This window comes from Sulfuricurvum sp. (assembly GCF_031427015.1).
Classification (GTDB): Bacteria; Campylobacterota; Campylobacteria; order Campylobacterales; family Sulfurimonadaceae; genus Sulfuricurvum.
Genome location: NZ_JASJOW010000002.1, coordinates 215,309 through 228,454, shown reverse-complemented (window position 1 = coordinate 228,454; position 13,146 = coordinate 215,309). Strand labels below are relative to the sequence as shown.

The 13,146-nt window shown below is 41.6% G+C and carries 16 protein-coding genes; 9 read left to right on the top strand and 7 right to left on the bottom strand.

Going from position 1 to position 13,146, the window contains the following annotated elements:
- Positions 1–126: 126 nt before the first annotated feature.
- From RMO68_RS03520 to RMO68_RS03510, 3 genes are read left to right on the top strand one after another with little or no spacing between them, the layout of a single operon-like run.
- Positions 127–1,191 (top strand): ATP-binding protein, encoded by a 1,065-nt coding sequence (locus RMO68_RS03520; RefSeq protein WP_310439338.1) that lies wholly within the window; start codon positions 127–129, stop codon positions 1,189–1,191.
- An 8-nt stretch (positions 1,192–1,199) separates the two neighbouring features.
- Positions 1,200–1,748 (top strand): ribonuclease HII, encoded by a 549-nt coding sequence (locus tag RMO68_RS03515; protein WP_310439337.1) that lies wholly within the window; start codon positions 1,200–1,202, stop codon positions 1,746–1,748.
- A 35-nt stretch (positions 1,749–1,783) separates the two neighbouring features.
- A complete protein-coding gene (locus RMO68_RS03510; RefSeq protein WP_310439336.1) occupies positions 1,784–2,017 on the top strand; it encodes a hypothetical protein in 234 nt (77 codons plus the stop codon).
- A 9-nt stretch (positions 2,018–2,026) separates the two neighbouring features.
- Here RMO68_RS03510 and RMO68_RS03505 read toward each other — a convergent pair whose 3' ends face one another.
- Together RMO68_RS03505 and RMO68_RS03500 are read right to left on the bottom strand one after the other, a co-directional pair.
- A complete protein-coding gene (locus RMO68_RS03505; RefSeq protein ID WP_310439335.1) occupies positions 2,027–3,139 on the bottom strand; it encodes an OmpA family protein in 1,113 nt (370 codons plus the stop codon).
- A gap of 77 nt (positions 3,140–3,216) precedes the next feature.
- Positions 3,217–3,549, bottom strand: coding sequence for a hypothetical protein (locus RMO68_RS03500; RefSeq protein WP_310439334.1), 333 nt, complete (start codon positions 3,547–3,549; stop codon positions 3,217–3,219).
- Positions 3,550–3,623: 74 nt separating this feature from the next.
- Here RMO68_RS03500 and RMO68_RS03495 point away from each other — a divergent pair, with 74 nt between their 5' ends.
- Positions 3,624–4,571, top strand: coding sequence for an NAD(P)-binding domain-containing protein (locus RMO68_RS03495; RefSeq protein WP_310439333.1), 948 nt, complete (start codon positions 3,624–3,626; stop codon positions 4,569–4,571).
- 10 nt (positions 4,572–4,581) lie between these two features.
- Here RMO68_RS03495 and RMO68_RS03490 read toward each other — a convergent pair whose 3' ends face one another.
- The 5 genes from RMO68_RS03490 to RMO68_RS03470 all read right to left on the bottom strand — a co-directional run bounded on the left by RMO68_RS03490 (position 4,582) and on the right by RMO68_RS03470 (position 9,198).
- The gene (locus RMO68_RS03490; protein WP_310439332.1) at positions 4,582–4,935 is read right to left on the bottom strand and encodes an AMMECR1 domain-containing protein; all 354 of its coding nucleotides are present in this window, start codon (positions 4,933–4,935) and stop codon (positions 4,582–4,584) included.
- Positions 4,936–4,978: 43 nt separating this feature from the next.
- Positions 4,979–5,830: a biotin synthase gene (locus RMO68_RS03485; protein ID WP_310439331.1), complete on the bottom strand. Its 852-nt coding sequence runs from the start codon at positions 5,828–5,830 to the stop codon at positions 4,979–4,981.
- A gap of 1 nt (position 5,831) precedes the next feature.
- Entirely contained in the window at positions 5,832–6,347 is a 516-nt protein-coding gene (locus RMO68_RS03480) for a metallophosphoesterase family protein (protein ID WP_310439330.1), read from the bottom strand.
- Positions 6,344–8,566: a type I DNA topoisomerase gene (gene topA, locus RMO68_RS03475; protein ID WP_310439329.1), complete on the bottom strand. Its 2,223-nt coding sequence runs from the start codon at positions 8,564–8,566 to the stop codon at positions 6,344–6,346. Before topA ends, RMO68_RS03480 begins: the two co-directional genes overlap by 4 nt.
- 86 nt (positions 8,567–8,652) lie before the next feature.
- Positions 8,653–9,198 carry a YcbK family protein gene (locus RMO68_RS03470; RefSeq protein WP_310439328.1) on the bottom strand — a complete coding sequence of 182 codons (546 nt, stop codon included), beginning with the start codon at positions 9,196–9,198 and terminating at the stop codon, positions 8,653–8,655.
- A gap of 154 nt (positions 9,199–9,352) precedes the next feature.
- On the opposite strand from RMO68_RS03470, the gene RMO68_RS03465 reads away from it, so the two are divergent.
- The 5 genes from RMO68_RS03465 to RMO68_RS03445 are packed head-to-tail and all read left to right on the top strand — an operon-like array spanning position 9,353 to position 13,047.
- A complete protein-coding gene (locus tag RMO68_RS03465) occupies positions 9,353–9,742 on the top strand; it encodes a hypothetical protein (RefSeq protein ID WP_310439327.1) in 390 nt (129 codons plus the stop codon).
- Positions 9,742–11,190 carry a hypothetical protein gene (locus tag RMO68_RS03460; RefSeq protein WP_310439326.1) on the top strand — a complete coding sequence of 483 codons (1,449 nt, stop codon included), beginning with the start codon at positions 9,742–9,744 and terminating at the stop codon, positions 11,188–11,190. The genes RMO68_RS03465 and RMO68_RS03460 overlap by 1 nt, the downstream gene beginning before the upstream one ends.
- 2 nt (positions 11,191–11,192) lie before the next feature.
- A complete protein-coding gene (locus RMO68_RS03455) occupies positions 11,193–11,987 on the top strand; it encodes a hypothetical protein (RefSeq protein ID WP_310439325.1) in 795 nt (264 codons plus the stop codon).
- Complete coding sequence (locus RMO68_RS03450) at positions 11,974–12,417, top strand: hypothetical protein (protein ID WP_310439324.1); 444 nt, start codon at positions 11,974–11,976, stop codon at positions 12,415–12,417. The genes RMO68_RS03455 and RMO68_RS03450 overlap by 14 nt, the downstream gene beginning before the upstream one ends.
- 51 nt (positions 12,418–12,468) lie before the next feature.
- Positions 12,469–13,047, top strand: coding sequence for a prepilin-type N-terminal cleavage/methylation domain-containing protein (locus RMO68_RS03445; RefSeq protein ID WP_310439322.1), 579 nt, complete (start codon positions 12,469–12,471; stop codon positions 13,045–13,047).
- Positions 13,048–13,146: the final 99 nt, after the last annotated feature.

Below are 13,146 nucleotides of genomic sequence, written 5' to 3'. Positions count from 1 at the left end.
AAGGCGGTGAAATTATATCGACATACCTGCTCAGGGTCAAGCATTTTAGGGGTAAAAAATGTAAGTTTTAGTAATTTTACTTCCTTTTAATAAGGATGGTGTATTTTTTAAGGTATGATTTTAAGTATGAATACTTTATTAGATGAGTACTATCGCTACGATTTACATAATGCAGGTTTTATAGAACGCAAGTATTCAATCGGTGAAAAAAACACCTTGATTCACGGAATAACTCAATCAGGAAAAACCTCTCTAATCAAACATTACCTGTTGGGGCATAAAAAATCGACCTATCTTTATCTTGACTGTCGTGATCTTCGTCTGAATATAGATGAGCTAAACACTGTGTTAAGCCCATTTTGCCGTGATAATAAGATTTCTATTCTCGTATTAGACAACTACATAGACACCATTCATCTTATTGAGATCGATCAGATTATCCTCTCAACTGAGCTTGATCTAGATCTACCTTATGACAAAATTCACCTTGAACTACTTGATTACGAAGAGTTCTTAGCCTTTGAAAGCAAATTTGATAATACCGCCCTAAACCATTTTTTTCAGCTCGGTGGATTTCCAGCGATGCACCGTATTAGCAGCGAAGATCGTGCTCTCTATCTCCAAAGCTCACTAAGCCGTGCATTGGAACCGATAGAATTTGCAATCCTCTCTCAGGCGTCTAAAATGGTAACCCAAAAAGTTTCCGCATTTAATCTGTATGAGCGACTCAAGGGGGAGAGAAAAATATCCAAAGATAAACTCTACCTCCATCTGCAATCACTCTTTGAACGCGGCTATCTTAAAAGTCTGAGTAAATTCAATCACCCCAGTGCCGTAAAGAAACTCTATTTATGCGATATTGCTATCAAGCAAGCCCTTGTTCTCCAAAAACACTTTGGACGACTATTTGAAAATCTCGTATTTTCGGAACTGGACAAACACCATATTGAGTGCTATTATGATGAGGGGATTGATTTTTATCTCCCTGAACGCGGGCAAATCATTATTGCCTCTGCATTTGCGAATGAACATGCTCTTTTTAAAAAAGTAGAAAGTCTAGAGAGTTTTATCGTATCTAATCGCGTGCGCGAAGTCGTAGCCGTAACCATGAATCTGGAGAGTACCCTCTCTCATCCGGTCTCACGTATTGAAATGATCCCGTTTGAGCGATGGGCGTTATCAGATGAATAGGAGTGTACATGAAACTGTGTGGAATTGATGAAGCGGGACGAGGACCCTTGGCCGGACCGCTCACTATTGCTGGGGTAATTTTACATACGCCGATTGACGGATTAAATGATTCTAAAAAGCTCACCGAAAAAAAGCGCGAAGAACTCTTTAAACTCATTCGTGAAAATTCCACGTATCATATCGCGCGATTTAGTGCCGCACAAATCGATGAACTAGGGCTATCGGCATGTTTGGCGGCGGGGTTGCGTGAAATCATGGCTGCCATAGGGGAAGCCGATTATCTGTATGATGGTAATTCAGCATTCGGGGTGCGCGGTCTGCGAACCATGGTAAAAGCCGATGCGACGATCCCAGAGGTGAGTGCCGCCTCGATTTTAGCAAAGGTGACACGGGATCGTGAGATGGTAGAACTCGCCTCTCTCTATCCTCAGTACGGCTTTGAGGGGCATAAGGGATATGGAAGTGCAACTCATATCGAAGCAATCCGTCAATATGGGCATTGCGAAATACATCGTAAAAGTTTTAAATTAAAATCGCTTCAGCCGTCATTATTTTAGAACCTCATCGCTATAATGACCCAAAAAGAGAATCTATGATTTCACTAACCCATATTGAAGCGGCCCTAGCTGCCGTCGATGCTGAAGTTAAAGCATTGTTGTATAACCAATCCCTCTCACTCAGTGAAAAAGACGAGAAGATGTTACCGTTATTGAGAGAAAGTAAAGTTTTGAAACAAGCGCATGAAGATTTATGTTATTTGAGAGACAATCCGCCCAGCAGCCCAAGCGGCTGCAAAGCGGGAAGTTATAGAAAAGAAGACGAATAGAGCCTCTCCTTAGTGGGTAAGCTCAACTTCGATACGACGGTTTTCAGCACGTCCTGATTTTGTTTTATTCGAGGCAACCGGCTGTGATTCACCTTTACCTGAAGCACTTAAACGATAGGCATCAATACCGTTTTCCACAAGCATTGATTTTACTTTTTCCGCACGTTTCTCTGAGAGTTTTTGATTGTATGTGTCTGAAGCCGTACTATCCGTATGACCGATAATGTTTGCATTGTATGCCGGACTCGCTTTCAAAAAATCGGCAAATGCAGCTACTTTTGCAGAACCTTGCGCATCTACCTTGTTGGAATCTGTTCCAAAATTCAAATGCAACGTCGCTCTAAGCGGGCATCCATCAGCATCGACTTTGAATCCTGCGGGAGTGCCGGGACATTTATCTTGATCATCCATTACACCGTCTTTATCACTGTCGATTGGAGCGGTAGCTTTTACGGGCTGGGCTACAGGTGCAGGAACTACAACCGGTTTTGGTTCAGGCTTAGGTGTCACAACTGCAGGAGCGACCGGAGCAGCAGCTGCAGCAACAACCGGAGCCGCTTTTTCATCAAAGCTAAAAGTCACCCCGGCAAGTGCGGCAACATTATGAACTTCGCCGTTGCTTCCGTCAACTCCGTTGTTGTTCATTTTATACATATAAAGACCCTCAAGTTTGAGTGCAATATATTTCGTTAAATCCGCTTTTAAACCGAATCCTGCATCCGCAACCAATCCATCATAATCCGTTGGATGAGTATTGGTATACCATTCATATCCTAGCCCTGCTTTTGCAAATGGAGTAACTGCCGTTCCCGTTTCTATTTCATAAACACCGTTCAGCATCGTCGTTAGCACACCTGTTTTGCCGTTTTCACCCTCAACTCGGTCGCGCCCGTAGAGAATGGAAAGTTCAGGTTTAATAACATCACAAACATTATTCATTTGCATCTCTACACCGTAAAGTGCATGGTTATTGACACCCCCCATTGCACCGCCGTTATTGAGATTGGTTTCATCGGAAGTACTGTTCCATAGATAACCGACAACCGGAGTAATTTCATAATTAAAATCACTTGCACCAAGTAGTGTTGCGGCAAGTATTGCCGAAAATGCTAATTTTTTCATTGTATACGTCTCCTTCAGACATCTAGAATAAAGAGATTGTAACATATGAAAATATTACAAATGTAAATCAAACGTATTTAATTGTTTTTTTTAATGGTTTCAAATTCAGATTGCATCGTATTGAGCAATGCAAAAATTTCTTGATTGAGTTGTGCTTCAGCAGCATCGATTCGCTCAAGATGAGAGCGCTTTAGAAGTTCGAGTTTCTTGAGAGTTATTTGGAAAAGTTGTTCATCATCCGTCAGTAATACGATCTCCTCTTTTGGAGCCCATTTACGTTTAACACTGTCATTATGGCGAAATTCAAAAATAATATTCTGAGAGTTTTCAGAACTAATATATCTCGGTACCGTATACGCGAGATAATGTTTCTTTGGATCGCCATGATGTCGTTGAATTACATAGTACATGTTAAAGATTATAACATAAATTGAATTTTATCGCTCTTTGTGATAAAGTATTGGAAGATTACAAGGGAGCATATATGGAACATCTATACGAATTAGCAATCATCGGAGCAGGCCCGGCAGGAATAGCGACAGCTATTGAGAGTTATGCCGTGGGGATGAGAGATATTATTTTACTTGAAAAAGATGAAAACCATAACGCGACTATTCGAAAATTTTACAAAGACAACAAGCGGGTTGATAAAGACTGGAAGGGGCAAAAAGTCGAACTTGACGGTAGTATCTATTTTGTAGACGGTACCAAAGAGAGCACCCTTGATTTTTTCGATCAGCTACTCGATCATGAGTCATTAGAACTTCGAACCCATACAGAGGTTCAAAAAATCGTTAAAACCGAAGAAGGATTCGAAGTCTTTATCGCAGGTGGATCTATCCACGCCAAATACGTTGTGGTCACTATCGGACGGATGGGTAAACCCAATAAGCCGGACTATAAAATCCCCCCGTCCATTAAAAATCAAGTTCATTTTACATTAGATGCATGCAGTAAAGAAGAAAAAATTATGGTTATCGGCGGCGGTGATTCAGCGATCGAATATGCGGTGGAGTTGTGTGAGCGTAATGAAGTAAGTATCTGCTATCGTCGCGGAACCTTTCGCCGAGCCAATCCAACCAATCAAGCGGATATAGATAAAGCAGTTTCAAACGGATGCGTAAGAGCCATGTTAAATACTGAGATCACTGAGCTGAAGAGTGAAAGTGGAAAAGTAAAAGTATTTTTTAGTGACGGTTCCTCTGAACTCTTTGATCGCCTCATTTATGCCATCGGAGGGACGACTCCCAGTGGCTTTTTGCAAAGCAGCGGTATTCGAGAAGAAGATGGAAAACCGGTACATGATGAAAATTATCAAACCAATGTCCCCGGACTTTTTGTAGCCGGTGATATTACACAAGAATCCGGCGGTTCAATCGCATTAGGACTTAATCATGGATACGCGATTGCCCACTATATAAAATCTTTATAGAATCGACACGTCAATCTGTTAAAAGAGGTCCACTCTGGTGACTTAACTCTCCCTCAGGGCTAAATACCTTTAATTCGATAAGGGTATGAAGATACTCTGAAGTAACAATAGGATCAAAATTTTTGTCTTGAAATGCCGCGCTTTTAGCATTATAAATAATATCTTCAAGCAATGAACGCTCGGCTCTCTCTGTTTTAGCATTCCCTCGAATTTTATTACCCAAATAGAGGGTAATCTGTGTTGCCATCGGCTCGGATAGAATCGGATATTGTTCAAGAAGTTCTGAGCGGTTGATAGTTGTTTGGGCTTGCAGTACCTCTTCAATTGAAGCTCGTGCAATGGTTAATAATACGGATTGTGACATATCAATTAACCCCTTTTAACGATCTTGATGGTGTTATTATAGCTTACTTATCCTCAGGTGTTATAGCAATTTCAAATCCCAACTCTTTCAACATCATCAAATCTCTATCCGCTTCCCGCCCTGCAGTTGTTAGATAATTTCCAATAACGATACTATTGGCACCTGCTTTAAAAATCTCATCTTGGCGTTCTTTAAAAGTAATTTCACGTCCACCTGCTATCATGATGCGATCCGCTTTATCTAAAATACGACGTGCAAGAGTAATCAATTCCAACGACTCATCCACATTAAGAGGATTTGGGTTTAGCGGTAATGCCGGATTGTGATGGTAGAAATTGAGTGGAACAGAGATAGGATTTAACTCTTTTAGAGAATGAAGCATACTGAGACGATCATCCTGCGTCTCTCCCATACCGAAAATTCCTCCGCTAATGAGTTTGAGCCCTGAACTGTTGACATTTTCACACGTCTCATACCGCTCCTCCCACGGGTGCGTCGTACACACTTGGCTGTAAAACTCACGACTGGTTTCGAGGTTATGGTTATAAGCACTTACACCGGAGCGTTTAAGTTCATTCAGTTGATCCAACGTAGCCGTACCGTTACACGCGATCAAGCGAAGGCGCGGCACTTCACGCTTGAGGGTAGAGGCAACGCTACAAACAAAATCGAGGGTTCTGTCATCCAACCCCTTTTGCGCCGTGACGAGGCAAAATCCGAGTGCACCGAGTGATTCAAGGCGGCGAGCTTCCTCTAAAATTTGATCCATTGGTTTTTGTTTATAGCGCTCTATATCGGCTTTATATTTGACACTTTGGGAGCAAAATTTACAATCTTCGTTACACGTTCCGCTGTTGATGTTACAAATCGAGCAAAGAAATATTTTTTTGGACATCTTAGGATCTTTCAAAAGTGTAGTGACGTTCATCGAAGCTGTCGCTTCCTACGGCACGAGAAAAATGGGTAACGATCAAAGAAGTATCGGTAATCTCCAACATCGCGCAGGATGAAAATGGCTTATCCCTCGCACACGCCTCCCCCGGATTGAGAAAAAGGGTGCGGTTTTTAAAATCACACTCAAATACATGGGTATGTCCGAAAATAACCACTTCAGTATCCCCATTCATATAAAAGGGAAGGTGCATCAGTTTAAAATTGACACCGCCGAGTTTAAAATAGTGAGGTTCTTGGACGAGATTATACTGAGTGTGATATTGAACCAGTGCCGCGTCATTGTTTCCATAAACAGCCACATAACGCAGAGCGCTGTTTTTTAGCTGTTCGAGGATCTCTGCTTTAACGATGTCTCCGGCATGAATTAAAAATTCTACCCCTTGCGCTTTGAGGTGGTCAATTACACGTTGTGATCGACCTTTTTTAGAATGGGTATCGGAAAATAACCCGATTTTCATTCACCGGTTTCCTCTCGCGGTGTGCGGTCTTTACATTTTACACATTCATAGACTTCTTTATTACGGTAGGTTCGTGGAGCCAATGCACCGCCGCACCCTTCAACTTCACATTTTTTGTCACTTGGTTCAAATTTGGAGATAAACTTACATTTCGGATAGTGTTCACATCCCCAAAAAGCTCCTCTGCGTGATTGACGCCATAGCAGTTTTCCACCGCATTCAGGACACGGAACTTCAGAAAACTTGGTCTCTTGGTTAAGCGTTTTAGTGTTTTTACATTTCGGATAGCCGCTGCACGCCAAAAATTTCCCGTTACGACCGTTTTTGACCACCATCGCACTGCCACATTTGTCACAGACCTCTTCACTCACTTCATCCGGAGTGGTCGGGTTCTCTTTTTGGTTCTCTTCAGTCTGTTCGGTGTATTTACATTTCGGAAAACCGCTACAGGCGATAAACTCACCAAAACGTCCGGAACGAAGCAACAGCTCACTTCCACATTGCGGACAGTTACGTCCAAGCGGTTTCGCCATTTTGAGGCTGACAATGTTGGTTTTTCCGGCATCAACTTTCTCGATAAAAGGGTAGTAAAAATCAAGTAAAATTTTGTGCCACGATTTTCCGCTCTCGCTGATTTCATCGAGAGTCTCTTCCATCGTAGCGGTAAAGCTGGCATCGACAATCTCGTTAAAATGGGTCTCTAGCATCTCCGTTACGGTAAATGCGATCTCGGTCGGCTGGATAGAGCGTTTTTCGATCTCGATGTAATTGCGCGCTTGCAAGGTACTGATTGTCGGTGCATAGGTTGATGGACGACCGATCCCTTCGGATTCGAGTTTTTTGATTAGGCTCGCTTCGGAGTAGCGAGACGGTGGTTCAGTAAAGTGTTGCTCAGGAGTAATGCTCTGTAGATCGATTGCATCACCCGTTGTGAGCGAGGGGAGGAGTTTGTCTTTGTCATCGCTCCCTACTACACGGTAAAATCCATCAAACAAGAGTTTGCGTCCCGTGGCTCTGAATTCTGCTTTGGCCGAAGCAAAAGTGATACTTTGTTGCTCAAATCGTGCATCGTTCATTTGACAGGCGATAAAGCGATTATAGATAAGACGGTAGAGTTTAATCTCATCGGGTTTGAGATAAGTTGCCGCTACCTCAGGGGTAAAGGCGAGCATCGTCGGGCGGATCGCTTCATGCGCCTCTTGTGCCCCTTTGGATTTTTTCGTATAGACTTTTACCTCTTTAGGAAGATACTCTTTGCCGTAACGTTCTAAGATCAATTCACGTGCCGCTTCAACCGCTTCCATTGCGAGATTGAGGGAATCGGTACGCATATAGGTGATAACACCGCTCGTCCCCTCAGGAGTTTTCACCCCTTCATAGAGTGCTTGAGCTACCATCATCGTCTTTTTCGGAGAGAATCCGAGCTGAGAGGAGGCAGTTTGTTGAAGCGTCGACGTCATAAACGGCGGAGGAGTAGAGCTCTTGCGCTCTTTTGTCTCAATCTCACCAACTTTGAAATTTTCACTTTTGAGTGCCGTTACAATCCGTGTTGCTTCATCACCCGTTTTAATCGTGAGTTTCTCGATTTTTTCGTTTTCAAAACTGACCAAAGTTGCTTCAATGTCTTTTTTGAAAAGAGTATCGATTGTCCAATACTCTTCAGGGATAAAGGCGCGAATTTCACGTTCACGATCAATGACAATTTTGAGGGTTGAAGACTGAACACGCCCTGCGGATAGCCCTTTTTGGATTTTGCTAGCCAGTAGCGGAGAGAGTTTATACCCTACGATACGATCCAGCAATCGACGTGCCTGCTGCGCGTTTACCCGATCCATATCGATGGTACGAGGCGTCTCTAGCGCATGGATAATCGCGTTTTTCGTAATCTCATGGAACACGATACGCGGCAGTGATTCAGGATCTTTATCAATCGCATGGGCGATATGCCAACCGATTGCTTCCCCCTCGCGGTCTTCGTCGGTCGCGATAAAGATTTCATCGCTTTTCTTTGCTAACTCTTGGATCTGCTTCACCGTAGCGGTGCTGTCTTCACTGATACGATATTCAGCAATGATCTTCTCATTATCGATTTTAATACCGAAACGGTTTTTAGGAAGATCCCGAATGTGCCCTTTAGAGGCGATGACTTCGTAATCTTTGGAGAGGAAGTTTTTAATGGTCTTGGCTTTGGCCGGAGACTCGACAATGATGAGTTTCAAAAGAATGAATCCTATATATTATGGATGAATTTTGAAAGTGTAACAAAAAAAGGTCAAAATAGCGTTATATTTTTAAAGTAAACAGGTTAACCTCTCCACGCACGTTCTTTCCACGTATCTACATGAACGAAACTTGAATATATTCCGATTCCGGCTCCGCCGCACAAGCGAAGTAATCTGGCTAAATAATCAGCGGGAATACCTTCCATTCTTATGTCAGCAGCTTTACCGTATAAATGCATAGAATTAAAGGCAGCCCCTTCAATCGCCGCATTGGTATGTTCTGTGCGATATCCTGATGTCAAAATAATAGGCCGATTAATTTGATTATCGGATAGCCATTTCTGCGCTTTAGATAAAACCAAAAAGAGATCAGGATCCATCTGTACCGCTACTCCTGCACGTATATCGGCAAAAATACGGCATAAATCATTATAACCGTCTTCCTCTATCTTACCGTTACGCATGAAAGGAATTTTATAAGCTGTACCGTTTCGGATAACATTAAGTATCTCATTTTCTGATTTTTGTCCACCATACACCGATACGGATGCCGTTAAAGCAATTGCACTTTTTATAAATGTTCTTCGCGCAGGATTAAAATGGGAAGATTCTATCAAACTACTTTGCATTTTCATCTTTTTTAAAAAGCTCTTTTTTGATTGTATTTATACATGAATACTAAAGATAAGCAATTTACAGTCCATTTATCTATGTTATCCATTTTTTAAAATTGGTACACTTCTTGCTTTTTATCCTCAAATAATCCTAAACGAAAGTGGCGACATGAACTATATTTGGTCATTTCTTTTCCTTGCACTCTCGCTAAATGCGGCTTACAACCCGTTTTTTCGTGAACCTGCAAAAGTGAAGAAAGTTCCGGTAGCAACATCAGATGTCCGTCCAATGCCCCTTCCACCACTCTTAAATACCCCTTTACCCGCTGTAAAGGCGACATTTGATCTTTCTCAGTTAGTCTATAACTGTTTTTTAGAAACGGACAAAGGGAAGTTTATTCTCCTTAGAATAGGTAGCAACACAGTGGTATTAAAAGAAGGTGACCCTTTTTACGCTAATAACGCAAAGTATTTTGTCCGAAATATCACCAGTAATTACATTACGGTTGATGACGCCGGACGAACTCAAACTATCTATTTCACGACAGGAGGTCAATAATGCGTTCGATTATACTCGCTGTCGTTCTTTTGGGGCTTAGCGGATGCAGTGTCGCCAGTAAAAAAGAGACGCTTACTCCGGAAATGCATCTCAATGAATTGGACAATAATCTTACGCAAATTCAACGAAGCGAACCGGCCATGCAAGTGGTTGAGGTCAATGCTGATAATTTTCATATTGAACCGCAAATCATTCCCGATAAAGAGATTATTAAGCGGGCTAAAATCATGGGTGCAGATCTCAGTGATGTTATTGCACTGCTAACCGAAGCAACCAATGAAAATGTTGTATTTCAACTACAAGCGGAATCGGTCAATTCAAATAAATACAATACATCATCAACCGTCAATGGAACCAATAATAATAATACTTATGCAGGTAAGAATGATTATTTGCTTTACGAAACTAATATCAATCTTTCAGCAACAAATATCCCTTTTGGTAAAATGCTTCAAAAAACCGTCGGAGATAAGCTCAGTATTCTTTATGATGACGATACTTTTTATTTAGGGAATATGCGAACCGTTACCCTTAAAATTCCTTCAATTAGCGGTTTACCTGAAATATTAAAAAATAGTATTGTTTCAATGGGTGCAAGCAATGTCACTACGGATGCTATTACGTCTTCAGTCAGCTTCTCGGCACGTGAAAAAGAGTACGGCGATATTATGAAATATCTCGAAATCCTCCGTAATAATCTCTATGTCATTGAATATGAAATATCGATTTACGATGTCGAGCTAAAAGACAACTATGCCCTCGGAATCGACTGGAGCCTTGTACCGACTCTTGCAAAAGACGGTTTAAGTTTTATTGCCTCCGCTGGAGCAGGTCTTGGCTCTGCCGGCACATCGGCCGTTCCCCTTACTTTCGGAATGATTATGAAAAATGACACCTATAATGGAAAAGCTTTGGTCAGTGCACTAGAGAATTTTGGAAAAGTGGAAAGCATTCAAAAACCGAAACTTTTGGGACTTGCGGGAACCAATGTCAAACTCACCGACGGAATCGAAGCACCCTACATTAGTGGAATACAAAATACCTCTGTAGGAAATGGAACTGCTCAAGTCTCCACTACGAGTGCAACCGCACTTAGCGGTTTAGAGATCAACCTTAAATCGAATATGCTTGACGGTACCGTTATCACGGATATCGGTCTTAGAATTAACGATATCGTCGGTTATACCTCATTTGAAGTGAATGGAAATAAGTTTTCTCAGCCTCAAACCGTTACCAAAGCGATCAACAACACCATGAGGGTCCAACCGGGAGTTCCTATTGTCATCTCCGGTCTTTTTCGCAATAAAACCGACAAAGGGTGGAGCGGACTTCCTGGTTTGGGTGACAGTGCCGCGGGTGTTGTAGGTGGAGCTCGTCATGCTTCTAACACTAAAAGCGAAATGGTAATCATTGTTACCCCTCGCGTAATCAAGTATGTGATGAGATAACCATGGCAATTTTTACAGCTGGCTCTCTTGATTTTACAAACGATATTGACAATATCCGCACGCAGGTCTACCGTAATGCACGGAGCGATCTTGACTCTACAGCAGTTAAAGTCTCTTTACGAAAGCATGCTGAGGGGATCAACTACATTGCATTTCTTCCGAAAGAGAAACTTGAGTATGAAAACATTCTCTCTCTGGCTTCGAAAAATCAAGGGAGAAGCGTCATTATTTTTGAACTTGATTATAGAAATGTCGGTGTGGTACTTGAGGAACAAAAAATCATCGATTACATTCTTGATCGACCTGAAGAGTTTGCAAAAGAGCGTGGCTATGAGACTCTCTATGCTGATAATAGCAAAGGGGACAAACTTGTTTCACTTAATCTTGATAAGGAGCGTAAAGATACATGGGTTGGAAGTTTCTTGCTAGCATGTACCGTCGTTGTAACTTCGGGAATTTTGTATGCGGGATATAGCTATCTCAATGCTACTGAAATTAGTATGAGTAACCGAGATGTGTTGGTCAAAGAGTATAAGCAATTGGTGAGTGAAAACTGTCAGACATCGTTTGCGATGACTAAAAAAGTAGACATTGTCCATGAACTTGAAAAAATAGAGGAGATGACCAAATCTACGGAGTCCACCCTTCAGCAGATAAGCTATCGTGATGATAGCTTATGTGCTGAGGTGGTGACACCAAACCTCAACGCTTTTGTCAGGTTGTTACCACCAGAAGCAGAAATTATAAAGGAAGACGTTGCTCAGGGCATCGTTCAATATTGCAATGAAAAAATATAGTCTTGTTGGTCTCTTTGTTGTTATTTTGTTAACAATCTTAGTCGCAACATACTTTTATTTTCTTGATATTGTGTACGAAAATAAAACGGTAGCCGAAGAGGTTAAAACCTTCAGTGCTTTAAAAACTGCCGTTGAGCAACCAGTTGCTGTGTACGCGGAAGATGATGTTCTGCGTACTAAAAATGATCAATACAAAGCTATGCTCCAAGAGTTGGGGATGGAAGCCGAAGTAACGATCGACCAAAAAAAATTAATTATCCAAGGAGGCATTCATGACACCTATTCATATTTACTATTGAAACGGCTCTTGGATGTTGTCAAAAATGATGACGTTGAATTAGTCAGCAGCTGCATCGGACAAGGATGCACGGGGGATGAATTTGGATTTTCAATCACTCTTCATCCGTATGTATTAAAGATTCCACAATAAAAAACCGATCTAGCGGAAAGAAAGCTGCGTGGTCACAAAAAAGGATGTAAAATGACACAGAAGTACACAGGAATGAGAAAAGGTATCTCTCTCGTAGAGATGGTAATTGCAATTGTTTTGTTTGCAGCATTAGCTGCTATTGGACTTAAATATGCTAAAAGCTATTTAAACACTGACCTACAAGCTAAAAAAGCACGTGTTGCCGCACTTACAGACCAAGCTAACCAATTGGTCCAAGCGTATACAATTTATAAAACTGAAACAGGTTTAGAGCCTGCTACAATGGGCGATTTGAATGGTACATCAGGTATTTTGACTGCCATTCCTACTCGTATTACTGAAATGTCGACTACTGGTTGGGAGCTTAACACATCTACTGGAGCTGCAGGAACAGGTGTTGCATTCCAAATGAAAATTGATTTAAATGGTACTGTTGCCGGTACAAAATCTGATGAAGAATACTGCGCTGTATTTAACCGTGAGTTTAATACAAGTAGAGAGTTAAATACTACTGATGGTCAATTGTACGGTTCACAAACAGATATCAATGCTACTGTAACTGAGTTCGGTAACTTCTTTTGCTACTCAAGTGCTGCAAATGAAAACTGGATTATGGTTATCGTACCGTAACTAAACTCTTTAGTTCAGCCTCTACTTTCGAATTCATGAATCCTTTCTCGCCCCTCTTGGGGAGCGGGAGGTTCAATCTCTTTTCAATTCTTTATACCT

Excerpts from the sequence above, each read along its gene's own strand:
- RMO68_RS03520 (WP_310439338.1), top strand. The coding sequence starts at position 127 with ATGAATACTTTATTAGATGAGTACTATCGCTACGATTTACATAATGCA.
- RMO68_RS03515 (WP_310439337.1), top strand. The coding sequence starts at position 1,200 with ATGAAACTGTGTGGAATTGATGAAGCGGGACGAGGACCCTTGGCCGGA.
- RMO68_RS03510 (WP_310439336.1), top strand. The coding sequence starts at position 1,784 with ATGATTTCACTAACCCATATTGAAGCGGCCCTAGCTGCCGTCGATGCT.
- RMO68_RS03505 (WP_310439335.1), bottom strand. The coding sequence starts at position 3,139 with ATGAAAAAATTAGCATTTTCGGCAATACTTGCCGCAACACTACTTGGT.
- RMO68_RS03500 (WP_310439334.1), bottom strand. The coding sequence starts at position 3,549 with ATGTACTATGTAATTCAACGACATCATGGCGATCCAAAGAAACATTAT.
- RMO68_RS03495 (WP_310439333.1), top strand. The coding sequence starts at position 3,624 with ATGGAACATCTATACGAATTAGCAATCATCGGAGCAGGCCCGGCAGGA.
- RMO68_RS03490 (WP_310439332.1), bottom strand. The coding sequence starts at position 4,935 with ATGTCACAATCCGTATTATTAACCATTGCACGAGCTTCAATTGAAGAG.
- RMO68_RS03485 (WP_310439331.1), bottom strand. The coding sequence starts at position 5,830 with ATGTCCAAAAAAATATTTCTTTGCTCGATTTGTAACATCAACAGCGGA.
- RMO68_RS03480 (WP_310439330.1), bottom strand. The coding sequence starts at position 6,347 with ATGAAAATCGGGTTATTTTCCGATACCCATTCTAAAAAAGGTCGATCA.
- RMO68_RS03470 (WP_310439328.1), bottom strand. The coding sequence starts at position 9,198 with ATGCAAAGTAGTTTGATAGAATCTTCCCATTTTAATCCTGCGCGAAGA.
- RMO68_RS03465 (WP_310439327.1), top strand. The coding sequence starts at position 9,353 with ATGAACTATATTTGGTCATTTCTTTTCCTTGCACTCTCGCTAAATGCG.
- RMO68_RS03460 (WP_310439326.1), top strand. The coding sequence starts at position 9,742 with ATGCGTTCGATTATACTCGCTGTCGTTCTTTTGGGGCTTAGCGGATGC.
- RMO68_RS03455 (WP_310439325.1), top strand. The coding sequence starts at position 11,193 with ATGGCAATTTTTACAGCTGGCTCTCTTGATTTTACAAACGATATTGAC.
- RMO68_RS03450 (WP_310439324.1), top strand. The coding sequence starts at position 11,974 with ATGAAAAAATATAGTCTTGTTGGTCTCTTTGTTGTTATTTTGTTAACA.
- RMO68_RS03445 (WP_310439322.1), top strand. The coding sequence starts at position 12,469 with ATGACACAGAAGTACACAGGAATGAGAAAAGGTATCTCTCTCGTAGAG.